Source organism: Streptomyces sp. PT12, assembly GCF_003311645.1.
Lineage (GTDB): Bacteria > Actinomycetota > Actinomycetes > Streptomycetales > Streptomycetaceae > Streptomyces.
The window spans coordinates 20951-43183 of sequence record NZ_QEST01000223.1 but is presented as its reverse complement, the minus strand read 5'-3'; the positions used below and the strand labels follow the sequence as shown (position 1 = coordinate 43183).

Here is a 22233-nt window from a genome sequence, read left to right as displayed (position 1 = left end):
GCCCGCCACCTGACGCGAACCGGTCCCGGGCAGCCCGGCCGGTCGGGTGACCGCCCCGCGCGTCTGCGGCGCGCGTGGACGTCGCCGAGGCGCGTTCCCGCGATCCTTGCGGCGAATTTCCCGTCGTCCCATCACATGAGAGGGAGTGAGAGCCGGATGGCCGAGTGCGAGGTCTGCGGCAACGACTACCGGATGGCCTTCGAGGTGCGCGCCGCTGGGCAGGTGCACGTCTTCGACAGCTTCGAGTGCGCGGTGCAGCGGATGGCGCCGGTGTGCGAGAACTGCGGCTGCAAGATCATGGGCCATGGCCTGGAGACGGAGGAGGGCCACTTCTTCTGCTGCGGCCACTGCGCCCGCACCCAGGGCCACGCGAAGCTGGTCGACCACGCCTGAAAACCCCCGCGCGAGCCCGCGCCCGCGCCCCCGCGCGCGTCGATGCCCCGCCGGGGGCCGCTCTCGCCCCCCGGCGGGGCATCGGCGCGCGCGGGGCCCTTCGGGCCGTGGCGCGCTCAGACGTTGAACCCCAGGGCGCGCAGCTGGTCGCGCCCGTCGTCGGTGATCTTGTCGGGGCCCCATGGCGGCATCCAGACCCAATTGATCTTGAGCTCGCTCACCAGGCCCTCGGTGGCGGTCCTCGCCTGGTCCTCGATGACATCGGTCAGCGGACACGCGGCCGATGTCAGGGTCATGTCCACGGTGGCGACGTTGTCCTCGTCCACGTGAATGCCGTAGATCAGGCCGAGGTTGACGACGTCGATGCCCAGCTCGGGGTCGACGACATCCATCATCGCCTCGCGGATCTCCTCCTCGCCCGCGGGCGCGGTCTTCGTTACCTCACTCACAGCGCCTCACTCACAGCTTCTCCTCGAGAGCGGTCTCGCCCAGCGCCTGGGCGGTGGCGTCCTTCCAGGCCATCCAGCTCAGCAGGGCGCACTTCACCCGGGCCGGGTACTTCGACACCCCGGCGAACGCGACGGCGTCCTCCAGGGTCTCCTCCATGGCGTCGTCGGGGGTCAGCCTCCCCTTGGACTGCATCAGCGTGAGAAACGTCTCCTGCACGGCCAGCGCGTCCTTCAGCTCGCGGCCCACCAGCAGGTCGTTGAGCACCGAGGCGCTGGCCTGGCTGATCGAGCAGCCCTGCCCCTCGTAGGAGACATCGGCGATCCGCTCACCCTCGTACCGGACGCGCAGCGTGATCTCGTCGCCGCACGTGGGGTTCACATGGTGCACCTCGGCGTCCCCCTCGCGCAGGCCACGCCCATGGGGGTTCTTGTAGTGGTCCAGGATCACGTCCTGGTACATCGATTCCAGCTGCACGCGTTCACACCGCTCTCATCCGAAGAAGCCACGGACGTACTCGAGCCCGGCGACCAGGGCGTCCACCTCAGCCGGTGTCGAGTACAGATAGAACGACGCCCGCGTGGTCGCGGGAATTCCGTACCGCAGGCAGACGGGCCGCGCGCAGTGGTGGCCGACGCGGACGGCGATGCCCTGCTCGTCGAGCACCTGCCCCACGTCGTGCGGGTGGATGTCGCCCAGCGTGAACGAGATCGTCGCGCCGCGGTCCTCGCCCGTGACCGGGCCGATGATCCGAAGGTCGGGGACCTCGGCCAGCCGCCCGAGCGCATACGCGGTCAGCGCGTGCTCGTGCTCGGCGATCCGGTCCATGCCGATGCCCGAGAGGTAGTCCACGGCCGCGCCGAGCCCGACCGCCTGGGCGATCGGCGGCGTGCCCGCCTCGAACTTGTGGGGCGCGGGCGCGTAGGTCGACGAGTGCATCGTGACCGTCTCGATCATCTCCCCGCCGCCGAGGAACGGCGGCAGGTCCTCAAGCAACTCCTGCCTGCCCCACAGCACGCCGATGCCGGTGGGGCCGCACATCTTGTGCCCGGTGAAGACCACGAAGTCCGCGCCGAGCGACTGCACGTCGAGCGGCATGTGCGGCGCGGCCTGCGAGGCGTCGACCACGACGAGCGCGCCGACCTCCTGCGCCCTGCGGACGATCTCCTCCACGGGGTTGACCGTGCCGAGGACGTTGGAGACCAGCATGAACGAGACGACCTTGGTCCGCTCCGTGATGACCTCGTCGATGCGGGACAGGTCGAGCCTGCCGTCGTCGGTCAGCCCGAACCACTTCAGCGTCGCGCCCGTGCGCTGCGCGAGCAGCTGCCACGGCACGATGTTGGAGTGGTGCTCCATCTCCGTGATGACGACCTCGGTGCGGGAGTCCACCCGGTAGGGGTCGTCGGCCCAGCCCAGCATGTTCGCGACGAGGTTGAGCGACTCCGAGGCGTTCTTGGTGAAGACGACCTCGTCGCGGCTCGGGGCGTTGACAAACGCCGCGACCTTGTCCCTGGCGCCCTCGTACAGGGCCGTGGCCTCCTCGGCCAGGATGTGGACGCCGCGGTGCACATTGGCGTGGTGGCGCTCGTAGTACTCGTTCACCGCGTCGAGGACCTGGCGCGGCTTCTGCGAGCTGGCCGCGTTGTCCAGGTAGATCAACGGCTTACCGCCGTGGACCGTGCGGTGCAGGATCGGGAAGTCCTTGCGGATCGCCTCGGTGTCCAACAGGCCGGGCAGGCCGGGTGGCGTGCCGGGTGCCTGCGTGCCGTCCGTCATGAGCCGCCGCCCTTCGTGTACTGCTCGTAGCCCTCGGCCTCCAGCTTGTCCGCCAGCTCGGCGCCGCCGGACTCCACGATCCGGCCGCCCGCGAAGACGTGCACGTGGTCGGGGGTGATGTACCGCAGGATGCGGGTGTAGTGCGTGATCAGCAGGGTGCCCACCTCGCCGGTGGAACGGACCCTGTTGACGCCCTCGGAGACGATCCGCAGCGCGTCGATGTCGAGCCCCGAGTCGGTCTCGTCGAGCACCGCGATCTTCGGCTTGAGCAGCTCGAGCTGAAGGATCTCGTGGCGCTTCTTCTCGCCGCCCGAGAAGCCCTCGTTGACGTTGCGCTCGGCGAACGCCGGGTCCATCTCCAGGCGTTCCATCGTCTCCTTGACCTCCTTGACCCACGTCCGCAGCCGGGGGGCCTCGCCGCGCACCGCGGTGGCCGAGGTGCGCAGGAAGTTGGAGACCGAGACGCCGGGGATCTCGACGGGGTACTGCATGGCCAGGAAGACGCCGGCGCGGGCGCGCTCGTCGACGGACATCTCCAGGACGTCCTCGCCGTCGAGCGTGACGGTGCCGCCGGTGACGGTGTACTTGGGGTGCCCGGCCAGCGAGTAGGCCAGGGTGGACTTGCCGGAGCCGTTGGGGCCCATGATGGCGTGCGTCTCGCCCTGCTTCACGGTCAGGTCGACCCCGCGCAGGATCTCTTTGGAGCCGCCTTCGCCGTCGACGGAAACGTGCAGGTCGTGGATCTCAAGCGTTGCCATGGGTGCCTTCAGGACTCCTGGGTGACGGAGACGAGCACGGCGGCGCCGGGCCCCTCTCCTTCGATCTTTACGGGGTAAACGGGGATGGGCCGCGTGGCGGGCAGCCCGGACGGCTTTCCGGTGCGCAGATCGAAGCGGGAGCCGTGCAGCCAGCACTCGATCTGGCAGTCCTCCACCTCGCCCTCGGACAGCGACACGTTCGCGTGCGAGCAGATGTCGTTGACCGCGAACACCTCGCCATCGGCGCGCACCACGGCGACCGGGACGCCGCCGAGGTCGACGCGGCGGGCCACCTCGTCCTCCAGGTCGCCGAGCGAGCAGACCCGGACGAAGCCGCCGTCACCGGGGGCGCTCACGCGATCGCCTCCGCGAGCTCCGCCTCCAGCTTGGCGATCAGCCGCTCCTCAACGTCCGGCACGCCGATCTGCTGGACCAGCTCGGCGAAGAAGCCGCGCACCACGAGGCGCCGCGCCTCCTCGGCCGGGATGCCGCGTGCCATCAGGTAGAACAGCTGCTCGTCCTCGAAGCGCCCGGTGGCGGAGGCGTGCCCTGCGCCGACGATCTCGCCGGTCTCGATCTCGAGGTTGGGCACGGAGTCCACGCGGGCGCCGTCGGTCAGCACGAGGTTGCGGTTGAGCTCGTAGGTGTCGGTGCCGGTGGCCGCCGCCCTGATGAGCACGTCGCCGATCCACACCGCGTGCGCGTCCGCGCCCTGGAGCGCGCCCTTGTAGGCGACGTTGCTCCGGCAGTTCGCCGCGGTGTGGTCCACGAGCAGCCGGTGCTCCTGGTGCTGCCCGTTGTCCGTGAAGTACAGGCCGTACAGCTCGGCCTCCCCGCCGGGGGCCGCGTAGCTCACGCGGGGGTGCAGCCGCACGAGGTCGCCGCCGAAGGTGATGACCACGGACTTGAACGTGGCGTCCCGCCCGATGAGCGCGCTGTGCTGCGAGCAGTGCACGGCGGTGTCGTCCCAGTCCTGCACGGACACGAACGTGACCTTGGCGCCGTCGCCCACCAGGAACTCGACATTGGTCGCGCGGACCGCGTCGCCGGTGTGGTCGGCCACGATGACGACCTCGGCGAACGCCCCGATCTCGAAGACCGTGTGCCCGTACGTCACCCCGCCCTCGCCCTGCACGCTCAGCCGCACCGGGTCCGCGAGGGCGGCCTCGGCGGGCACCGAGACGACCGTGGCCTTCTCGAAGGCGCTGAACGCCTGCGCGGCCACCCGGTCCACCGGCGTGCCCGCCCTGCCGACGCGCGGGTCGTCCCGCCCGACGGTGGTGACGGTCACGCCGTCGGGCGCGCTCACCTCGACCTTGACGGAGCCGGTCGCGACGGCGGTGCCGTCGTGCAGCCCCTTGAGCCGCTCCAGGGGAGTGAAGCGCCACTCCTCCTCGCGGCCGTGCGGCACAGGGAAGTCGGCCACGTCGTAGGACGGCGGCGCGCTCATCCTGGTGGCCACGGTGGATTCGGCTGCCACCGCGATGCTCTGGGCCTCAGCCATGGGTGTCGTCGTGCTCACTCTCTTGATGGACCTTGATGGACGCTCTTGACGGCGCTCTTGACGGACGGACGGGGGCGGCGTGGCGGGTCAGCCGACGGCGCCCTCCATCTGGAGCTCGATCAGCCTGTTCAGCTCGAGGGCGTACTCCATGGGCAGCTCCTTGGCGATCGGCTCGACGAAGCCGCGCACGATCATCGCCATCGCCTCGTCCTCGGACAGGCCCCGGCTCATCAGGTAGAACAGCTGGTCGTCGCTCACCTTGGAGACGGTCGCCTCGTGGCCCATCGTCACGTCGTCCTCGCGGACGTCCACATACGGATAGGTGTCCGAGCGGGAGATGGTGTCGACCAGGAGCGCGTCGCACAGGACGTTGGACTTGGAGCCCGCGGCGCCCTCGCCGATCTCGATCAGCCCGCGGTACGACGTGCGACCGCCGCCCCTGGCCACCGACTTGGACACGATGTTCGACGACGTGCGGGGGGCCATGTGCACCATCTTGGCGCCCGCGTCCTGGTGCTGGCCCTCGCCCGCGAACGCGACCGACAGGGTCTCGCCCTTGGCGTGCTCGCCCATCAGGTAGACGGCGGGGTACTTCATGGTGACCTTGGAGCCGATGTTCCCGTCGACCCACTCCATGGTGGCGCCCTCGTAGGCCACGGCGCGCTTGGTCACGAGGTTGTACACGTTGTTCGACCAGTTCTGGATGGTCGTGTAGCGGCAGCGGCCGCCCTTCTTGACGATGATCTCGACGACCGCCGAGTGCAGCGAGTCCGAGTCGTAGATCGGCGCGGTGCAGCCCTCGACGTAGTGGACGTAGGCGTCCTCGTCGACGATGATCAGCGTCCGCTCGAACTGGCCCATGTTCTCGGTGTTGATCCGGAAGTACGCCTGGAGCGGGATGTCGACGTGCACGCCTGGCGGGACGTAGATGAACGAACCACCGGACCAGACCGCGGTGTTGAGCGCGGCGAACTTGTTGTCGCCCGCGGGGATCACCGTGCCGAAGTGCTCCTGGAACAGCTCGGGGTGCTCGCGCAGCGCCGTGTCGGTGTCGAGGAAGATGACGCCCTGCTTCTCCAGGTCCTCGCGGATCTGGTGGTAGACGACCTCCGACTCGTACTGCGCGGCGACGCCCGCGACCAGCCGCTGCTTCTCCGCCTCGGGGATGCCCAGCTTGTCGTAGGTGCTCTTGATGTCCTCGGGCAGGTCGTCCCAGCTCTGGGCCTGCTTCTCCGTGGACCGCACGAAGTACTTGATGTTGTCGAAGTCGATGCCGCTGAGGTCGGAGCCCCAGGACGGCATGGGCTTCTTGCCGAACAGCTTGAGCCCCTTCAGGCGGAGCTTGAGCATCCACTCCGGCTCGGACTTCTTGCCCGAGATGTCGCGGACGACGTCCTCGGACAGGCCGCGCTTGGCGGTAGCACCGGCCGTGTCGGAGTCGGCCCAGCCGTATTCGTACTTGCCCAGCCCCTCGAGCTCGGGGTGGGCCGTCTCCGTGGGGAGCGTCATGCGGGGTTCCTCCCGGCAGTGCGTGGTGGTGCGGTGGTCTTGGGCGGTGCCTTCTCTGGCGGTGCCTTCTCTGGCGGTGTCTCGAGCGGGACTTCGGGGACGAACGTGGTGCACACGCCGTCGCCGTGGGCGATGGTCGCGAGCCGCTGCACATGGCTGCCGAGCAGGCGGGAGAAGACCTCGGTCTCCGCCTCGCACAGCTGCGGGAAGCGCGCGGCGGCGTGCGCCACGGGGCAGTGGTGCTGGCACACCTGCTCCCCCGCCGACGCGTCGACCCGGCGCACGGTCGCGGCATAGCCGTGGTGGGACAGCGCCTCGGCCAGCGCCCGCGCCCGGTCCTCGGGCGGGACCCCGTCGAGGAACGGACGGTACGCCTCGGCCTGTGCGGCGGCCTTGTCCCTGGCGAAGTCCATCACGGCCGCGGCCCCGCGGTCGCCTCCCCCGGCCAGGCGCTCGATCCAGCGCAGCGCCTCGACGGCCAGCTCGTCGTACGCCTGGTCGAACGCGTCGCGCCCCGAGTCGGTGATCGCGAAGACCTTGGCGGGACGGCCACGCCCCCGCGAGCCGTAGACTCGCTTCTCGCGCGGCTCCACGAGGCCCCCGCCGACGAGCGCGTCCAGGTGGCGACGCACCGCCGCCTGGGTGAGCCCGAGCCGGTCGGCCAGCTCGGCCGCGGTCGATGGGCCGTGGTCCAGGATCGAACGGGCGACGCGGCGGCGCGTGCCGGACTGCTCGTCGGCGGCCTGGGGCACGCCTGAGCCACCGACGGCGGGGGCCGCCGGGGTGTCGTCGCGCTCGGGCCCGTTTTTCACAACGCCATTGTTGCTTAATTCTTTTTCTCTCGGCAAGCCGCGTCCTGACCTGGCCGGATGCAGTACATCACGTAAGGCAAGCCTTACCTCGCGGCCCCCGGGGACCTCGCGCGCGGGGCGCGCCCGCCGGGTTCCTACACTCCACCCCATGGATGCGCCCCCCACCGCCCCGGCCGTCGAGGCCGTCGGACTGGTCAAGCGATACGGCGCCACGACCGCGGTGAACGGCCTCGACCTGACCGTGCGCCCCGGCACCGTGACCGCCGTGCTCGGGCCCAACGGCGCGGGCAAGACCACCACCATCGAGCTGTGCGAGGGCTACCGCACCCCCGACGCCGGGCGGCTGCGCGTGCTCGGCCTCGACCCGGTGGCCGACGCCGCGGAGCTGCGCCCCAGGATCGGCGTGATGCTCCAGAGCGGCGGCGTCTACCCCGGCGTTCGCGCGACCGAGATGCTCACCCACGTCGCCAGGCTGCACGCGCACCCCCTGGACGTGGCCGAGCTGGCCGAACGCCTCGGGCTCGCCTCGTGCGGGCGCACCCCCTACCGCCGCCTCTCCGGCGGCCAGCGCCAGCGGCTGGCCCTCGCGCTGGCCGTGGTGGGCCGCCCCGAGCTGGTCTTCCTCGACGAGCCAACCGCGGGCCTCGACCCCCAGGCCAGGCGCGCCACGTGGGAGCTGATCGGCGAGCTGCGCGCCGACGGGGTCACCACCGTGCTGAGCACCCACGCCATGGAGGAGGCCGAGGAGCTGGCCGACGACGTGGCGATCGTGGACGAGGGCCGGGTCATCGCGCGGGGCGCCACGGCCGAGCTGTGCGGCGGTGGCGGCGACGTGCTGCGCTTCGCGGGCCGCCCCGGGCTCGACCTGGTGTCGCTGCGCCAGGCGCTCCCCGTGGGCGGCGACGCGGCGGAGCCGAGCCCGGGCAGCTATGTGATCACCGGCGACGTCGACCCCAGGCTGCTGGCCACGGTCACCGCGTGGTGCGCCCAGCACGGGGTCATGGCCGACCGGATCACCACCAGGCGCCACACGCTCGAGGACGTCTTCCTCGAGCTGACCGGCAAGGAGCTGCGGCCATGACGGAGACCACGCCCCGCACCGGGCGCCACACCCCGAGCCCCGGCGCGGCGCCGCTGCCCAGGATGATCGCCGCGCAGGCCGCGTTGGAGACCCGGATGCTGCTGCGCCACGGCGAGCAGCTGCTGCTCACGGTCGTCATCCCGACGCTGCTGCTCGTGCTGTTCAGCGCGGTGGACATCGTGTCGGCGGCCGGGGACACCCGCGCCGAGCGCGTCGACTTCCTCGCCCCCGGCGTCCTCGCGCTCGCGGTGCTCTCGACCGCGTTCACCGGACAGGCCATCGCCACGGGGTACGAGCGGCGCTACGGCGTGCTCAAGCGGCTCGCCGCCTCGCCGCTGCCGCGCTGGGGGCTGATGTGCGGCAAGACGGGCGCGGTGCTGGTGACGCTGCTCCTCCAGACCGCCCTGCTCACCGGCGTCGCGTTCGCCCTCGGCTGGTCCCCGCGCGGCAACGCCCTCGGCGTGGCGCTCCTGATGCTGCTCGGCACCGCGGCCTGCTCGGGCCTCGGGCTGCTGATGGCCGGGACCCTGCCCGCCGAGGCGACGCTGGCCGCGGCCAACCTGGTCTTCGTCCTGCTGCTGTTCTTCGGCGGCGTGATCATCCCGCTCGACGACTTCCCAGGGCCGGTGCGGGCGGTGCTCGACGCGCTGCCGGTGAGCGCGCTCTCGGGCGGGCTGCGCGACATCCTGCGCGACGGCGCGGGCCTCCCGTGGACGGACGCGGCCACGCTTGCCGCCTGGTCGGCGGCAAGCCTGACGGCGGCGGCCCGCTTCTTCCACTGGGACTGACCCCGAGGCCCGCGCTGGTCGCCACCGGGGCCTACGATGTGCGCGTGCCGAAAGCAGTGCGAAACCCCCTCGCCCTCGTCGCCGAGCGCTGGACTCCCCGACCCGGGACCGTGCGCAGGGCCGCGCTGGCCGCGCTCGTCATGAGCGTGGTGATTGTCGTCACGGGCGGCGCTGTCCGCCTCACCGGCTCGGGCCTCGGCTGCGACACATGGCCCAAGTGCAGCGACGAAAGCCTGGTCGCCACCTCGGAGATGGGCATCCACGGCGCGATCGAGTTCGGCAACCGCCTGATGTCCTACGTGGTCTCCGCGGCGGTCGGCTGGTTCATCGTCGCCGCCCGGTGCGCGAAGCCGCGCCGCGGGGAGCTGACGCGGCTCGGCTGGCTCCAGTTCTGGATCGTGATGACCAACGCCGTGATCGGCGGCATCACCGTGCGGACCGAGCTCAACCCCTGGATCGTCGCGTCCCACTTCCTGGCCGCGATGGCGCTGCTGACCGCCACCACCGTCTCGTGGCAGCGCGCCCGCGAGGGCGACACGGCGCCCAGGCCGCTGGTCGGCATCCCGCTGCGGCGCGCGATCGGCGGGCTCACGCTGCTGACGGCCGCCCTCGTGGTCGTCGGCACCGCGGTGACCGGCAGCGGCAAGCACTCGGGCGACACCAGCGGGCACATCGAGCGGATGCCGTTCGACTGGGACACCATCACGCGCGTCCACTCCGCGCTGGCCTGGCTCGTGGTGCTCGGCACCGTGGCCGTGCTCGCCGGGCTGCACCTGATGGACGCCCCGCCCGCGGCGCGGGCCCGCGCCCGCGACCTGCTGCTCGTCCTGCTGGCCCAGGGCGTCATCGGCTATGTCCAGTACGCCCTCGACGAGCCCGCGTGGCTGGTCGGCGGCCATCTGCTCGGGGCCACCCTGGTGTGGATCGCGGCGCTGCGCCTGTGTCTCGCCACCCGCGACCGCGAAGAGGCGGCCACCGCCCCGGTCCCCCGGGACGGTGCCGCCCCCGCCGAGCCCCCGGCCCGCGAGCCCGCGGCCTCGGCCTGACGCCCCTCGGCTACGCGGCGCTCTTCTTCGGCGACGCCTGCTGAAGCACCTCGAACGACCACAGCGTGGCACCCGCTGCGACGGCGGGGCGCCGCTCCTCGCCCTGGTGCGCCTCACGCATGGACCCCTTCGTCCAGTTCGCGAAGTCCTCCTCGCTGCGCCAGCGCGTATAGACCAGATAGGTGTCGGTGCCCTCCACCGGCCTCAACAGCTCGAACCACTCGAATCCGTCCTGCCCCTCCACCAGCCCCGCACGGGCCGCGAAGCGGGCCTCGAACTCCTCCCGGCGCTCCTCGGGGACGGTCACGGCGTTGATCTTCACAACGGACATGGGAACTCCTCATGCGTCTGGGGCCGGAACAGCTCTCCTCGTTCCGGCATATGTGCGAGCAGTGTCCTACATCCTCCCGGGCGGGCGCCGGGGTGAGGAGGGGCGGGGGGCGTCCTCCGTCCAGCACGCCCCGCTTTCGCGCCCCCCGCACCGGCCGCACGATGGGCCCATGCGCACAGAAGACCTCCCCGCGCCCGACACCGGGATCCTGCTCACCCACTTCCTGACCGTCCGCGACGTGCCGCGCTCCCGGCGCTTCTACAGCGATGTGCTCGGCGGCACCGTGGTGCTCGACGAGAACCCCTGCGTCGTCAGGCTGGCCAACGGCTGGATCATCATGAACCCCGGCGGCGGCCCCACGCCCGACAAGCCCGATGTGACCCTGGCCCCGCCGAAGGACCCGGGCGCCGCGTCCGCGTTCCTCAACATCCGGGTCGCGGACATCGCCGCGTGCCACCGGGAGTGGAGCGCCAGGGGCGCGGAGTTCCTGACGCCGCCGCTCGACCGCAAGGCCGAGCTGCGCTGCTATCTGCGCGACCCCGACGGCTACCTGATCGAGGTCGGCCAGGCGACGGGCATGCTGAGCGGCGTCTTCGCCGACCCGACGCCTGACCCGACGCCCGGCCCGTCGGGAAGCTCGACGCCCGGCTCGCCTGGCGGCCGGAAAAGCGGATGACCCCGCCGCCTGGGCCGTGACAGGCTCGGCCGCATGACGGACGGTGGCGCACGTGGTGTCCAGGCCCTCTTCGCCCGTGGGCGGCTGATCGCGATCCCCCGCAGGGCCGAGCGCCGCGAGCAGCTGCTCGCGCACCTGAGCGAGACGCTGTTCGAGCCGGGTCACGCCTACAGCGAGCGCGAGGTCAACGACCGGCTGCGCACCGTTCACGAGGACTGCGCGGCGCTGCGCCGCTACCTCGTGGACGACGGCTGGCTGGCCAGGTCCCCCGACGGGGGCGGCTACCGGCGCGCCCGGTAGACCGCGCCGCCGCCCCCGTCGTCGCCGCCGATCTGGAGCCCGGCCATGCGCGACCACTCGTAGGGCCCGCTGCGCATGCGCGCGGCCAGCTCGCCGTCGAGCGCTTCGTGGAGGGTGACCCCGGCCCGCTCGGCCGCCTCGGTCAGGGCCGCGCGGTCGCGGGCGACCAGGTCGCCCCACGCGCCGTCGGCGCCGACCAGCACAAGGCGGTGCCCTCGGGCGCCGAGGTGGGAGACCTGCCCCTCGGCCGAGCCTCCGTGGTCGGCGGCGAACGAACGGATGCGCCGCGCGAGTCGGCCCACCGCGCGCCCGGCGCGGCGCTCCCCGGCGGGCTCGGCGGTCTCAGCGCTCTTCGCGGTCTCAGTGCTCGTCGCGGTCTCAGCCATGTCAGCCATGGCCGCATTCTGCCCCGCGGGCGGGCTCAGCGCAGGAACGGGTCGATCGCGACGGCGAGGAAGACCAGCGACACATAGGTGATCGACCAGTGGAAGAGGCGCATCTCCTTGAGCTTCGCGCCCCGCACCCCGGCCCGCGCCCTCTGGTAAAGCCCGTGCGCCTCCCAGAGCCACCACGCCCCGGCAAGCGCCGCCACCAGCGGATAGAACCAGCCGGTGTACCCCAGCGGCCACAGCAGCAGCGAGACGGCGACCATCACCCAGCTGTAGAGGACGATCTGCCGCGCCACCACGGTATTGGCCGCGACGACCGGCAGCATCGGGACGCCGACGCGCGCGTAGTCGTCCTTGACCTTCATGGACAGCGGCCAGTAGTGCGGCGGCGTCCAGAAGAACATCACCAGGAAGAGGATGACCGCGGCCCACGACACCGTGCCGGTCACCGAGGACCAGCCGATCAGCACGGGCATGCAGCCCGCGATGCCGCCCCACACGATGTTCTGCGCGGTGCGGCGCTTGAGCCACATCGTGTAGACGACCACGTAGAACAGCAGCGCGCCGAGCGCCAGGGCGGCGGAGGCCCAGTTGACCGTGAGGCCGAACCACAGCGTCGAGACCACCGCGAGCGCGAGGCCGAACGTCAGGCACTCGCCGGGCCGCACGACGCCCGTGACCAGCGGGCGGTTCCGTGTCCTCTCCATGAGCGCGTCGATGTCGCGGTCGATGTACATGTTCAGGGCGTTGGCCCCGCCCGCGGAGAGGTAGCCGCCCAGGCACGTGGCGAACACCAGCCACAGGTCCGGCACGCCCTGCTCGGCGAGGAACATCACCGGCACGGTCGTGGTCAGCAGCAGCTCGATGATGCGCGGCTTGGTGAGGGCGAGGAACGCCTTGGCCCTGGCTCCCCGACTCCAGTGGCCTGAATGCGGGCGGACGCCCTCCACGGGACGGGAATCGACGGCCGTCACGGACACCCCTGATAGTGCGACATCAGCGATCACGCGCTGCGGGCAGAGAAGCGGGCCCCGACCGGCGAAACCGGCTGGTGAGAGCTCGCGCGTACCACGTCACTCTAGACGCCCGGCTTGCACGACTTGTCGCCGGGGCCCCTCGACGACCTGGAGTGCCGGAACGCCCGGGCTGGGGCACCCTGGAGACGTGGGCGTCCCGTGCCGAGGGTCACCCGGGTGCCGCGCGTCCCGGCGGTAGGCTCGACACGCCGGTGAGGGCACTGTGCCGCCAGGCGGAGAGGTTCGTTCACCGGCCTGACTCATGTGGAGAGGAGCCCTGACGCAGGGTGAGCAACAAGCCGACCACCTCAGATCTCGAATGGTCAGACCTTGACCAGCGGGCCGTCGACACCGCCCGGGTCCTGGCGATGGACGCCGTGCAGAAGGTCGGGAACGGCCACCCCGGCACGGCCATGAGCCTGGCCCCCGCGGCGTACGTCCTGTTCCAGAAGCTGATGCGGCACGACCCCTCCGAGCCCGACTGGGCAGGCAGGGACCGCTTCGTCCTCTCGGTGGGGCACTCGAGCCTCACGCTCTACGTCCAGCTCTTCCTCGCCGGGTACGGCCTGGAGCTCGACGACCTCAAGTCCTTCCGCACATGGGGCTCCCGCACCCCGGGCCACCCCGAGTACGGGCACACCGTCGGCGTCGAGACCACCACGGGCCCGCTCGGCCAGGGCATCGGGAACGCCGTCGGCATGGCCATGGCGGCGCGTTACGAGCGCGGCCTGTTCGACCCTGACGCGGCCCCCGGCACGTCCCCGTTCGACCACACCATCTGGGTGTTCGCGGGCGACGGCTGCCTCCAGGAGGGCGTGGCCGCCGAGGCCGCTTCCCTGGCCGGGCACCAGAAGCTGGGGAATCTGGTGCTGCTCTACGACGACAACCACATCTCCATCGAGGGCGACACCCAGACCTCGTTCTCCGAGGACGTGCTGGCCCGCTTCGAGGCGTACGGCTGGCACGTCCAGCGCGTGGCGCCCCAGGAGAACGGCGACCTCGACCCGGCCGCCCTGCACGGCGCGTTCGCCGCGGCGCGGGACGAGACCTCGCGGCCCTCGATCATCGCGGCCCGCTCGATCATCGCCTGGCCCGCGCCGCACGCGCAGAACACCGAGGGCGCGCACGGCTCGGCGCTCGGCGCCGACGAGGTCGCCGCGACCAAGCGCGTGCTCGGCTTTGACCCCGAGGTCGACTTCCCCGTCGAGGAGGCCGTGATCGCGCACACCCTCGGCGCCGTCGAGCGCGGCCAGACGGCCCGCGCCGCCTGGGAGAAGCGCCTCGCGGAGTGGCGCGCGGCGAACCCCGAGCGCGCCGCCGAGTTCGACCGCGTCAGCGCGGGGCGGCTGCCCGAGGGCTGGGAGAAGGCCCTTCCGGCCTTCGACGCGGGCACGGATGTGGCCACGCGCAAGGCGTCGGGGTCCGTGCTCAAGGCCCTCGGCGGCGTCGTCCCCGAGCTGTGGGGCGGCTCAGCCGACCTCGCCGGGTCCAACAACACGACGATCGACCCGTCCTCGTCGTTCCTGCCCGAGGGCAACCCCCTGGCCGAGGCCCAGCCGTACGGCAGGACCGTGCACTTCGGCGTCCGCGAGCACGCCATGGGCGCGGCGATGAACGGCATCGCCCTGCACGGCAACACCCGCGTCTACGGCGGCACGTTCCTGGTCTTCTCCGACTACATGCGCCCGGCCGTGCGGCTCGCCGCACTCATGAAGCTGCCGGTCACCTACGTGTGGACGCACGACTCCATCGGCCTGGGCGAGGACGGCCCCACCCACCAGCCGGTCGAGCACCTGTCGGCGCTGCGCGCCATCCCCGGGCTCAACGTCGTCCGCCCCGCCGACGCCAACGAGACGGTCATCGCCTGGCGCGAGATCCTGCGCCGCCACGGCAGCCACCCGGCGCCGCACGGCCTCGCGCTGACGCGGCAGAACGTTCCGGTGTACGCCGCCAACGAGGAGGCGGCCAGGGGCGGTTACGTCCACACCGAGGCCGAGGGCGGCACCCCGAAGGCCATCCTGCTCGCCACCGGGTCCGAGGTGCATATCGCGCTCGCCGCCCGCGAGCGGCTCCAGGCCGAGGGCGTGCCCACCCGCGTGGTGTCGCTGCCGTGCGTGGAGTGGTTCGACGAGCAGGACCAGGCGTACCGCGACCGCGTCCTGCTGCCCGGCGTCCACGCGCGGGTCGCCGTCGAGGCGGGCGTCGGCCTGACGTGGCACCGTTATGTCGGAACGTCGGGGCGCATCGTCTCGCTCGAGCACTTCGGTGCGTCGGCCGACCACAAGACGCTCTACCGCGAGTTCGGCATCACCCCGGAAGCCGTGGCGCAGGCCGCCAGGGAATCACTGGCGGCCTCGGCGCGCTGACACCGATACACGAGACAGCAGGAGATGCGATTTCCATGACCGACGCACTCAAGCGCCTCTCCCAAGAGGGTGTCGCGATCTGGCTTGACGACCTGTCGCGCACGATGATCACATCGGGCCACCTGGGCGAACTGCTCGACCAGCAGCACGTGGTGGGCATCACCACCAACCCCACGATCTTCCAGAAGGCCATCTCCGGGGGCGACGGATACGAGGAGCAGGTCGCCGACCTCGCCGCACGGCGCGTCACGGTCGAGGAGGCGCTGCGCATGATCACCACCGCCGACGTGCGCGACGCCGCCGATGTGCTCCGCCCGGTCTACGAGGCGACCGGCGGGCTCGACGGCCGGGTCTCCATCGAGGTGGACCCCAGGCTCGCCCACGACACCAGGGCCACCATCGCCGAGGCCAAGCAGCTGGCCTGGCTGGTCGACCGGCCCAACACGTTCATCAAGATCCCGGCCACCCGCGCAGGGCTGCCCGCCATCACCGAGACCATCGGCCGCGGCATCAGCGTCAACGTCACGCTGATCTTCTCGCTCGAGCGCTACCGCGAGGTGATGGACGCCTACCAGGCCGGGCTCGAGCAGGCCAGGGCGCGCGGCCTCGACCTGTCCACGATCTACTCGGTGGCGTCGTTCTTCGTCTCCCGCGTGGACACCGAGATCGACAAGCGCCTGGACGCGCTGGGCACCGACGAGGCCAAGGCGCTGCGCGGCAAGGCCGCCGTCGCCAACGCCCGCCTGGCGTACCAGGCGTTCGAGGAGGTCACCGCGGCCGACCGCTGGCAGGCCCTCGCGCGCGACGGCGCCAACGCCCAGCGCCCGCTGTGGGCGTCCACCGGCGTGAAGGACCCCGACTACCCCGACACGCTCTATGTCACCGAGCTGGTCGCCCCCGGCACCGTCAACACCATGCCGGGCGCCACGCTGCGGGCCACCGAGGACCACGGCGAGATCACGGGCGACACGATCGCGGGCACCTACGGGCAGGCGCGCGCGGACCTGGACGCGCTGGAGAAGGTCGGCGTCTCCTACGACGATGTCGTCCAGGTGCTCGAGGACGAGGGCGTCGAGAAGTTCGAGGCGTCCTGGCTCGGCCTGCTCGACTCGACCAAGGCGGAGCTGGAGCGCCTGGCGGACGGGGAGGACTGAGCGAGCCGTGAGCGGCAGCGCGAACCATCCCAATCCCCTTCGCAGCTCGCAGGACCGGAGGCTTCCGCGCATCGCGGGCCCCTCGGGGCTCGTCATCTTCGGCGTCACCGGCGACCTCTCCCGCAAGAAGCTCATGCCCGCCGTCTACGACCTCGCCAACCGGGGGCTGCTGCCCCCGGGGTTCTCGCTGGTGGGCTTCGCCCGCAGGGACTGGGCCACCCAGGACTTCTGCGACGTCGTCCACGACTCGGTCAAGCAGTACGCGCGCACCCCGTTCCGCGAGGAGGTGTGGCGGCAGCTGGCCGAGGGGATGCGTTTCGTCCCCGGCGTCTTCGACGACGACGAGGCGTTCGTGTCGCTGCGCTCGACGATCGAGGACCTTGACAAGGAGCGCGGGACCGGCGGGAACTTCGCGTTCTACCTGTCCGTGCCGCCGAAGTTCTTCCCCACGGTGACCCGCCAGCTCAAGAAGCACGGGCTGGCCGACGCCCCCGCGGACTCGTGGCGCCGGGCGGTCATCGAGAAGCCGTTCGGGCACGACCTGATCTCCGCCCAGGAGCTCAACCAGGTCGTGCACGACGTCTTCCCGCCGCACGAGGTCTTCAGGATCGACCACTACCTCGGCAAGGAGACGGTGCAGAACATCCTGGCGCTCAGGTTCGCCAACACGATGTTCGAGCCCATCTGGAACCGAAGCTTCGTCGACCATGTGCAGATCACGATGGCCGAGGACATCGGCATCGGCGGCAGGGCCGGGTACTACGACGGCATCGGCGCGGCCCGCGACGTCATCCAGAACCACCTCCTCCAGCTGCTCGCGCTGACCGCGATGGAGGAGCCCGCCTCGTTCGACGCCGACGCGCTGGTCACCGAGAAGCTCAAGGTGCTCCACGCCGTCAAGCTCCCGGCCGACCTGGGCCGCCACACCGTGCGCGGGCAGTACACCGCGGGCTGGCAGGGCGGCCAGAAGGTCGGGGGCTATCTGGAGGAGGAGGGCATCGACCCCGCGTCGACGACCGACACCTATGCAGCGATGCGCCTGGAGGTCGACAACCGCCGCTGGGCGGGCGTCCCGTTCTACCTGCGCACCGGCAAGCGCCTTGGGCGGCGGGTCACGGAGATCGCGGTGGTCTTCCAGCGCGCACCGTACTCCCCGTTCGACGCCACCGACACCCAGGAGCTCGGCCACAACGCCCTGGTGATCCGCGTCCAGCCGGACGAGGGCATCACGGTGAGGTTCGGCTCGAAGGTGCCGGGGACCCAGATGGAGATCAGGGACGTCACGATGGACTTCGCGTATGGCGAGTCCTTCACGGAGTCGAGCCCTGAGGCGTACGAGCGGCTGCTGCTCGACGTGCTCCTCGGGGACGCCAACCTCTTCCCCCGCCACCAGGAGGTCGAGCGCTCCTGGGAGATCCTGGACCCGGTCGAGAAGTACTGGGCGAGCCACGGCAAGCCCGAGCCGTACACCTCGGGCAGCTGGGGGCCCGCGGCGGCCGACGACATGCTCGCACGCGACGGACGGAGCTGGCGCCGGCCATGAACATCGACCTGACGGACACCACGTCGAGCCAGCTGAACGCCGCGCTCATCCAGGCCCGCAGGGCGGTCGGCTCGGCCGTGGGCATGGTGCTGACCCTCGTCATCGTCACCGACGAGGGGAATCACTACGACGCCCTGCGCGCCGCGAGCGAGGCGTCCAAGGAGCACCCCTCGCGGATCCTGGTGGTCATCAAGCGCCCGGGCCGCTCGCCCCGCGAGCGGGCCATGGCGCGCCTGGACGCCGAGGTCCGCGTCGGCGCGGACGTCGGCAACGGCGAAACGGTCCTGCTGAGGCTGCACGGCGAGCTGGCGAACCACGCCTACAGCGTCGTGATGCCCCTGCTGCTGCCCGACGCCCCCGTGGTGGTGTGGTGGCCCGAGGACGCCCCTGAAAACCCCGCGAAGGACCTGCTCGGCACCCTCGCCCAGCGCCGCGTCACCGACGCCGCGTCCACCGAGGACCCGGTGGACGCGCTCGCATCGAGGGCCGAGGTGTACGCGCCGGGGGACACCGACCTGGCCTGGACCCGGATCACCCCGTGGCGCAGCGTGCTCGCGGCGGCGCTCGACCAGAGGCACAGCAAGATCGCGGCGGCCGAGGTGGAGGGCGAGGAGTACAACCCCAGCACCGAGTTGCTCGCCATGTGGCTGGCCGAGCGCCTCGCGGTGCCGGTCGAGCGCGTCGTGTCGCAGGGCCCCGGCATCACGGCGGTGCGGCTGACGACCGAGGACGGCGACATCTGCCTCGACCGCTCGGACGGCTCGCTCGCGCTGCTCGCGGTGCCGGGACAGCCCGACCGGCACGTCGCGCTGAACCGCCGCACCACGGCCGAGCTGATCGCCGAGGAGCTGCGGCGCCTCGACCCGGACGAGGCGTACGAGCAGGCGGTGCGCCACGGCGTCGGCAACCTCCAGCGGCCCAGGCCCAGAAGGGCCAAGCCGGCGGGCGGGAACGGCACCGCGGCGGCCGCGGCCCAGGGCACACCGGGCGCACCGGGCAAGGGCGGAAAGGCCGCCGCGAACAAGACGGCCGAGAAGTCCGGCGACAGGACGGCCGAGAAGGCCGAGGCGTCGCGGGAGGGGCGTTCATGACGCCCCCGCCCGACGTGGCCGTCCTCGTCCACCGGGACAAGGAGCTGATGGCGCACGCCGCGGCGGCCCGGCTGATCACCGCGATCACCGACGCCCAGGCCGCCACAGGATCCGCCTCGGTGGTGCTGACCGGGGGCCGGAACGGGAACGGCCTGCTGGCCGCGCTCTCCGGCTCCCCGGCCAGGGAGGCGGTCGACTGGCGCCGCGTGGAGCTGTGGTGGGGCGACGAGCGGTTCCTGCCCGAAGGCCACCCCGACCGCAACCACACCCAGGCGCGCGAGGCCCTGCTCGACGCGCTGCCCCTAGACGCGCGCCGGGTCCACCCCATGCCCGCGTCCGACGGCCCGCACGGCGGCGACCCCGAGGCGGCGGCAGCGGCGTACGCGGCCGAGCTGGCCGCCGTGCCGGGCCCGTTCGACGTGCTGCTGCTCGGCGTCGGGCCCGACACGCACGTCGCGTCGCTGTTCCCCGGGCACCCGGCGGTGCGGGTGACCGACCGGACGGTGACCGCGGTCACCGAGGCGCCCAAGCCCCCGCCCACCCGCATCTCGCTGACCCTGCCCGCGATCCGCTCGGCGCGCGAGGTGTGGCTGCTCGCGGCGGGCGAGGACAAGGCGGAGGCGGCCGCCACCGCGCTCGCCACCGACGACGCCACGCGCGCCCCCGCGTCGGGCGCGCGGGGCGCCCGCACGCTGTGGCTGCTCGACGAGGCCGCCGCCGCGGGAATCCCCCAGGCGGCGGCCCCTGGGGCCCGATAAGGCCCTAACGCCCCCGCAACTCCCGGTAGGCGGCGACCAGTCCGGCCGTCGACGGGTCGAGCCCCGGCACATCGGCGCCCTCGGTGAGCGCGGGCTCGACCCGCTTGGCCAGCACCTTGCCCAGCTCGACGCCCCACTGGTCGAACGAGTCGATGTCCCACACGGCGCCCTGGACGAACACCTTGTGCTCGTACAGGGCGACCAGCTGCCCCAGCACCGAAGGGCTCAGCTCGGGCGCCAGGATCGTGGTCGTCGGGCGGCTCCCAGGGAACGTGCGGTGCGGCACCAGCTCCTCGGCGACCCCCTCGGCCCGCACCTCGTCGGGCGTCTTGCCGAAGGCCAGCGCCTGCCCCTGCGCGAAGAGATTGGCCATCAACAGGTCGTGCTGCGCGGCCAGATCGTCCGCGAGCTCGGCCACGGGCCGAGCGAAGCCGATGAGGTCGGCCGGGATCAGCTTGGTGCCCTGGTGCAGCAACTGGTAGTACGCGTGCTGCCCGTTGGTGCCGGGCGTGCCCCAGACCACGGGCCCCGTCCCCCAACTCACCTGGCGCCCCCGCCGGTCCACGCGCTTGCCGTTGGACTCCATGTCCAGCTGCTGGAGATACGCGGTGAAACGCGCCAGGTAGTGGCTGTAGGGCAGCACGGCGTGCGACTGGGCGTCGAAGAACCCGCCGTACCAGACGCCGAGCAGGCCGAGCAGCAGCGGAACGTTCTCCTCGGGCGGGGCGGTCCTGAAGTGCTCGTCCACCAGCCGGAATCCGTCGAGCATCGCGCGGAAGCGCAGCGGCCCGATCGCGATCATCAGCGAGAGCCCGATGGCGGAGTCGTAGGAGTACCGGCCGCCGACCCAGTCCCAGAACTCGAACATGTTGGCCGTGTCGATCCCGAACGCCGCGACCTTCTCGGCGTTGGTCGAGACGGCCACGAAGTGCCGCGCCACGGCGGCCTCGTCGCCGCCGAGACCCTCGAGCAGCCAGCGGCGGGCCGACGTGGCGTTGGTGATGGTCTCGATAGTCGTGAACGTCTTGGACGCCACGATGAACAGCGTCTCGGCGGGATCGAGGCCCCGCAGCGCCTCGTGCAGGTCGGCGCCGTCCACGTTGGAGACGAAGCGGAAGTCCAACTCCCGTGCGGAGAACGGCCGCAGCACCTCGTAGGCCATGGCGGGGCCCAGGTCGGAGCCACCGATGCCGAGGTTCACCACGGCCCTGATGCGCCGCCCCGTGTGCCCGGTCCACTCCCCCGAGCGCACCCGGTCGGCGAAGTCGGCCATCCGGTCGAGGACCGCGTGCACGGCGGGCACGACGTTCTCGCCATCGACCTCGACCACGGCGTCGGCGGGGGCGCGCAGCGCGGTGTGCAGCACGGCGCGGCCCTCGGTGATGTTGATCTTCTCGCCGCGGAACATCGCGTCGCGCAGCCCGGCCACGTCCGTCGCGGCCGCCAGGTCGCGCAGCAGGCGCAGCGTCTCGTCGGTCACCAGCTGCTTGGCGAAGTCGACGCGCAGATCGCCGACGCGCAGCACATACCGCTCGGCGCGGCCCGGGTCGCTCGCGAACAGCTCGCGCAGGCTCACCTCCCCGAGCTCCTGGCGGTGCTTGCCCAGCGCGTCCCACTCCGCCATCCGATCGAGCCTGGCCCGGCCAGTCGCGTTCATCTCGCCCTCAGCCCATCCGTCCACATGAGTCGTCTCCCCCGACGATCACCACGCTAGTCGATCCACACGCCGAACGCCCGAACGCCGACTGCCCGAACGCCGTCGGGCGTCCGGGCAGTCGGAAGGCTGAGCGCCGGGTCAGATCTCGCCGCGGAGCTTGGCCAGCGCCTCGGCCAGGATGGCCTCGCCGTCGGCGTCGCTGCGGCGCTCGCGCACATACGCGAGATGGGTCTTGTACGGCTCGGTGCGGGGCGGGTCCGGCGGCGCGTCGCGCTGGGTGCCCGCCGGGAAGCCGCACCGCGGGCAGTCCCAGGTCTCCGGGATCTGCGCGTCGCTGGCGAAGCTGGGCTGTGTCTCGTGCCCGTTCGCACACCAGAAGGAGACCCTCAGCCGCGGGGCGGACTCGCCGCGTTCGGCCTCACCCATGGGCCCCGCTCCGACCCGGCTGCCCCGGATCGCGTTGCCACCTGCCACGGTCCAACTCCCTGCCTGACTTACCTGGAAGTCCTCAGTCTATGCAAGGCTCAACGCACGTCCAGTGCCAGGAGTTACTGACTTAGGACACCGCTCACGACTTCATCAGCAGCCCGAGCGCCACGACGATGGCGGCCCAGACGATACCCACGACAACGGTGATCCGGTCCAGGTTCCGCTCGGCGACCGACGAGCCGCCGACGGAGGACTGCATGCCGCCGCCGAACATGTCGGAGAGGCCGCCGCCCTTGCCCTTGTGCATCAGCACAAGCAGCGCCAGCAGAAAGCTGAAGACGATCAAAGCGATCTGGAACGCCGTTTCCACGACTGGACCAACTCTCTCGGTGATGGATGGACGGAC

25 protein-coding genes are annotated in these 22233 nt (G+C 71.7%); 11 read left to right on the top strand and 14 right to left on the bottom strand.

The features are described from left to right. Positions 1 to 156 precede the first annotated feature (156 nt). Complete coding sequence (locus DEH69_RS23975; RefSeq protein WP_113689068.1) at positions 157 to 393, top strand: hypothetical protein; 237 nt, start codon at positions 157 to 159, stop codon at positions 391 to 393. A 116-nt stretch (positions 394 to 509) separates the two neighbouring features. Here DEH69_RS23975 and DEH69_RS23970 read toward each other — a convergent pair whose 3' ends face one another. The 8 genes from DEH69_RS23970 to DEH69_RS23935 form a co-directional block, all read right to left on the bottom strand. Then, positions 510 to 842: a metal-sulfur cluster assembly factor gene (locus tag DEH69_RS23970; protein WP_113689067.1), complete on the bottom strand. Its 333-nt coding sequence runs from the start codon at positions 840 to 842 to the stop codon at positions 510 to 512. A 10-nt stretch (positions 843 to 852) separates the two neighbouring features. After that, positions 853 to 1317, bottom strand: a complete 465-nt coding sequence (sufU, locus tag DEH69_RS23965; RefSeq protein ID WP_113689066.1) for a Fe-S cluster assembly sulfur transfer protein SufU — start codon at positions 1315 to 1317, stop codon at positions 853 to 855. A 15-nt stretch (positions 1318 to 1332) separates the two neighbouring features. Further along, on the bottom strand, positions 1333 to 2619 hold the full coding sequence (locus DEH69_RS23960; RefSeq protein WP_113689065.1) for a cysteine desulfurase: 1287 nt from the start codon (positions 2617 to 2619) through the stop codon (positions 1333 to 1335). After that, positions 2616 to 3377, bottom strand: coding sequence for a Fe-S cluster assembly ATPase SufC (gene sufC, locus DEH69_RS23955; RefSeq protein WP_113689064.1), 762 nt, complete (start codon positions 3375 to 3377; stop codon positions 2616 to 2618). Before sufC ends, DEH69_RS23960 begins: the two co-directional genes overlap by 4 nt. 8 nt (positions 3378 to 3385) lie before the next feature. Further along, the gene (locus DEH69_RS23950) at positions 3386 to 3733 is read right to left on the bottom strand and encodes a non-heme iron oxygenase ferredoxin subunit (protein ID WP_113689063.1); all 348 of its coding nucleotides are present in this window, start codon (positions 3731 to 3733) and stop codon (positions 3386 to 3388) included. After that, positions 3730 to 4881, bottom strand: coding sequence for a Fe-S cluster assembly protein SufD (gene sufD / locus DEH69_RS23945; RefSeq protein WP_113689062.1), 1152 nt, complete (start codon positions 4879 to 4881; stop codon positions 3730 to 3732). Before sufD ends, DEH69_RS23950 begins: the two co-directional genes overlap by 4 nt. A gap of 87 nt (positions 4882 to 4968) precedes the next feature. Next, positions 4969 to 6390 (bottom strand): Fe-S cluster assembly protein SufB, encoded by a 1422-nt coding sequence (gene sufB / locus DEH69_RS23940; RefSeq protein ID WP_113689061.1) that lies wholly within the window; start codon positions 6388 to 6390, stop codon positions 4969 to 4971. Further along, positions 6387 to 7142, bottom strand: coding sequence for a metalloregulator ArsR/SmtB family transcription factor (locus DEH69_RS23935; protein ID WP_258534916.1), 756 nt, complete (start codon positions 7140 to 7142; stop codon positions 6387 to 6389). The genes sufB and DEH69_RS23935 overlap by 4 nt, the downstream gene beginning before the upstream one ends. Before the next feature lie 208 nt (positions 7143 to 7350). Between DEH69_RS23935 and DEH69_RS23930 the strand changes: the two genes are divergently transcribed. The 3 genes from DEH69_RS23930 to DEH69_RS23920 are packed head-to-tail and all read left to right on the top strand — an operon-like array spanning position 7351 to position 10117. After that, complete coding sequence (locus DEH69_RS23930) at positions 7351 to 8283, top strand: ABC transporter ATP-binding protein (RefSeq protein WP_113689059.1); 933 nt, start codon at positions 7351 to 7353, stop codon at positions 8281 to 8283. Beyond that, positions 8280 to 9071 (top strand): ABC transporter permease, encoded by a 792-nt coding sequence (locus DEH69_RS23925; protein WP_113689058.1) that lies wholly within the window; start codon positions 8280 to 8282, stop codon positions 9069 to 9071. The genes DEH69_RS23930 and DEH69_RS23925 overlap by 4 nt, the downstream gene beginning before the upstream one ends. 44 nt (positions 9072 to 9115) lie before the next feature. Next, a complete protein-coding gene (locus tag DEH69_RS23920; RefSeq protein WP_258534910.1) occupies positions 9116 to 10117 on the top strand; it encodes a heme A synthase in 1002 nt (333 codons plus the stop codon). Between the two features lie 10 nt (positions 10118 to 10127). On the opposite strand, the gene DEH69_RS23915 is transcribed toward DEH69_RS23920, so the two are convergent. Beyond that, positions 10128 to 10448, bottom strand: coding sequence for an antibiotic biosynthesis monooxygenase (locus DEH69_RS23915; RefSeq protein ID WP_113689056.1), 321 nt, complete (start codon positions 10446 to 10448; stop codon positions 10128 to 10130). A 169-nt stretch (positions 10449 to 10617) separates the two neighbouring features. On the opposite strand from DEH69_RS23915, the gene DEH69_RS23910 reads away from it, so the two are divergent. Together DEH69_RS23910 and DEH69_RS23905 are read left to right on the top strand one after the other, a co-directional pair. Further along, positions 10618 to 11124, top strand: coding sequence for a VOC family protein (locus tag DEH69_RS23910; RefSeq protein WP_113689055.1), 507 nt, complete (start codon positions 10618 to 10620; stop codon positions 11122 to 11124). 33 nt (positions 11125 to 11157) lie between these two features. Continuing rightward, positions 11158 to 11424, top strand: a complete 267-nt coding sequence (locus tag DEH69_RS23905) for a DUF2087 domain-containing protein (protein ID WP_113689054.1) — start codon at positions 11158 to 11160, stop codon at positions 11422 to 11424. Here DEH69_RS23905 and DEH69_RS23900 read toward each other — a convergent pair. Together DEH69_RS23900 and DEH69_RS23895 are read right to left on the bottom strand one after the other, a co-directional pair. Continuing rightward, complete coding sequence (locus DEH69_RS23900) at positions 11406 to 11819, bottom strand: hypothetical protein (RefSeq protein WP_258534909.1); 414 nt, start codon at positions 11817 to 11819, stop codon at positions 11406 to 11408. The genes DEH69_RS23905 and DEH69_RS23900 overlap by 19 nt on opposite strands. 26 nt (positions 11820 to 11845) lie before the next feature. After that, entirely contained in the window at positions 11846 to 12763 is a 918-nt protein-coding gene (locus tag DEH69_RS23895; protein ID WP_258534915.1) for a heme o synthase, read from the bottom strand. A 353-nt stretch (positions 12764 to 13116) separates the two neighbouring features. On the opposite strand from DEH69_RS23895, the gene tkt reads away from it, so the two are divergent. From tkt to pgl, 5 genes are read left to right on the top strand one after another with little or no spacing between them, the layout of a single operon-like run. Further along, the gene (tkt, locus tag DEH69_RS23890) at positions 13117 to 15195 is read left to right on the top strand and encodes a transketolase (protein ID WP_113689052.1); all 2079 of its coding nucleotides are present in this window, start codon (positions 13117 to 13119) and stop codon (positions 15193 to 15195) included. 35 nt (positions 15196 to 15230) lie between these two features. Continuing rightward, positions 15231 to 16349 carry a transaldolase gene (gene tal, locus DEH69_RS23885; protein WP_113689051.1) on the top strand — a complete coding sequence of 373 codons (1119 nt, stop codon included), beginning with the start codon at positions 15231 to 15233 and terminating at the stop codon, positions 16347 to 16349. Positions 16350 to 16356: 7 nt separating this feature from the next. Further along, positions 16357 to 17892: a glucose-6-phosphate dehydrogenase gene (gene zwf / locus DEH69_RS23880; protein ID WP_258534908.1), complete on the top strand. Its 1536-nt coding sequence runs from the start codon at positions 16357 to 16359 to the stop codon at positions 17890 to 17892. Beyond that, positions 17889 to 18983 (top strand): glucose-6-phosphate dehydrogenase assembly protein OpcA, encoded by a 1095-nt coding sequence (gene opcA, locus DEH69_RS23875; protein ID WP_113689049.1) that lies wholly within the window; start codon positions 17889 to 17891, stop codon positions 18981 to 18983. The genes zwf and opcA overlap by 4 nt, the downstream gene beginning before the upstream one ends. Next, positions 18980 to 19741 (top strand): 6-phosphogluconolactonase, encoded by a 762-nt coding sequence (pgl, locus tag DEH69_RS23870; protein ID WP_113689048.1) that lies wholly within the window; start codon positions 18980 to 18982, stop codon positions 19739 to 19741. Before opcA ends, pgl begins: the two co-directional genes overlap by 4 nt. 4 nt (positions 19742 to 19745) lie before the next feature. Here the strand turns inward: pgl and pgi are convergent, their stop codons facing one another. From pgi to secG, 3 genes are all read right to left on the bottom strand, one after another. Then, on the bottom strand, positions 19746 to 21398 hold the full coding sequence (pgi, locus tag DEH69_RS23865; RefSeq protein WP_113689090.1) for a glucose-6-phosphate isomerase: 1653 nt from the start codon (positions 21396 to 21398) through the stop codon (positions 19746 to 19748). Between the two features lie 138 nt (positions 21399 to 21536). Then, complete coding sequence (locus DEH69_RS23860) at positions 21537 to 21872, bottom strand: RNA polymerase-binding protein RbpA (protein WP_077062098.1); 336 nt, start codon at positions 21870 to 21872, stop codon at positions 21537 to 21539. Between the two features lie 94 nt (positions 21873 to 21966). After that, the gene (secG, locus tag DEH69_RS23855; RefSeq protein ID WP_113689047.1) at positions 21967 to 22197 is read right to left on the bottom strand and encodes a preprotein translocase subunit SecG; all 231 of its coding nucleotides are present in this window, start codon (positions 22195 to 22197) and stop codon (positions 21967 to 21969) included. Between the last annotated feature and the right edge of the window lie 36 nt (positions 22198 to 22233).

Coding starts and splice junctions, on each gene's coding strand:
- DEH69_RS23975 (WP_113689068.1), top strand. CDS start 157: ATGGCCGAGTGCGAGGTCTGCGGCAACGACTACCGGATGGCCTTCGAG.
- DEH69_RS23960 (WP_113689065.1), bottom strand. CDS start 2,619: ATGACGGACGGCACGCAGGCACCCGGCACGCCACCCGGCCTGCCCGGC.
- sufC (WP_113689064.1), bottom strand. CDS start 3,377: ATGGCAACGCTTGAGATCCACGACCTGCACGTTTCCGTCGACGGCGAA.
- sufD (WP_113689062.1), bottom strand. CDS start 4,881: ATGGCTGAGGCCCAGAGCATCGCGGTGGCAGCCGAATCCACCGTGGCC.
- sufB (WP_113689061.1), bottom strand. CDS start 6,390: ATGACGCTCCCCACGGAGACGGCCCACCCCGAGCTCGAGGGGCTGGGC.
- DEH69_RS23930 (WP_113689059.1), top strand. CDS start 7,351: ATGGATGCGCCCCCCACCGCCCCGGCCGTCGAGGCCGTCGGACTGGTC.
- DEH69_RS23925 (WP_113689058.1), top strand. CDS start 8,280: ATGACGGAGACCACGCCCCGCACCGGGCGCCACACCCCGAGCCCCGGC.
- DEH69_RS23915 (WP_113689056.1), bottom strand. CDS start 10,448: ATGTCCGTTGTGAAGATCAACGCCGTGACCGTCCCCGAGGAGCGCCGG.
- DEH69_RS23910 (WP_113689055.1), top strand. CDS start 10,618: ATGCGCACAGAAGACCTCCCCGCGCCCGACACCGGGATCCTGCTCACC.
- DEH69_RS23905 (WP_113689054.1), top strand. CDS start 11,158: ATGACGGACGGTGGCGCACGTGGTGTCCAGGCCCTCTTCGCCCGTGGG.
- DEH69_RS23900 (WP_258534909.1), bottom strand. CDS start 11,819: ATGGCTGACATGGCTGAGACCGCGACGAGCACTGAGACCGCGAAGAGC.
- tal (WP_113689051.1), top strand. CDS start 15,231: ATGACCGACGCACTCAAGCGCCTCTCCCAAGAGGGTGTCGCGATCTGG.
- opcA (WP_113689049.1), top strand. CDS start 17,889: ATGAACATCGACCTGACGGACACCACGTCGAGCCAGCTGAACGCCGCG.
- pgl (WP_113689048.1), top strand. CDS start 18,980: ATGACGCCCCCGCCCGACGTGGCCGTCCTCGTCCACCGGGACAAGGAG.
- pgi (WP_113689090.1), bottom strand. CDS start 21,398: ATGAACGCGACTGGCCGGGCCAGGCTCGATCGGATGGCGGAGTGGGAC.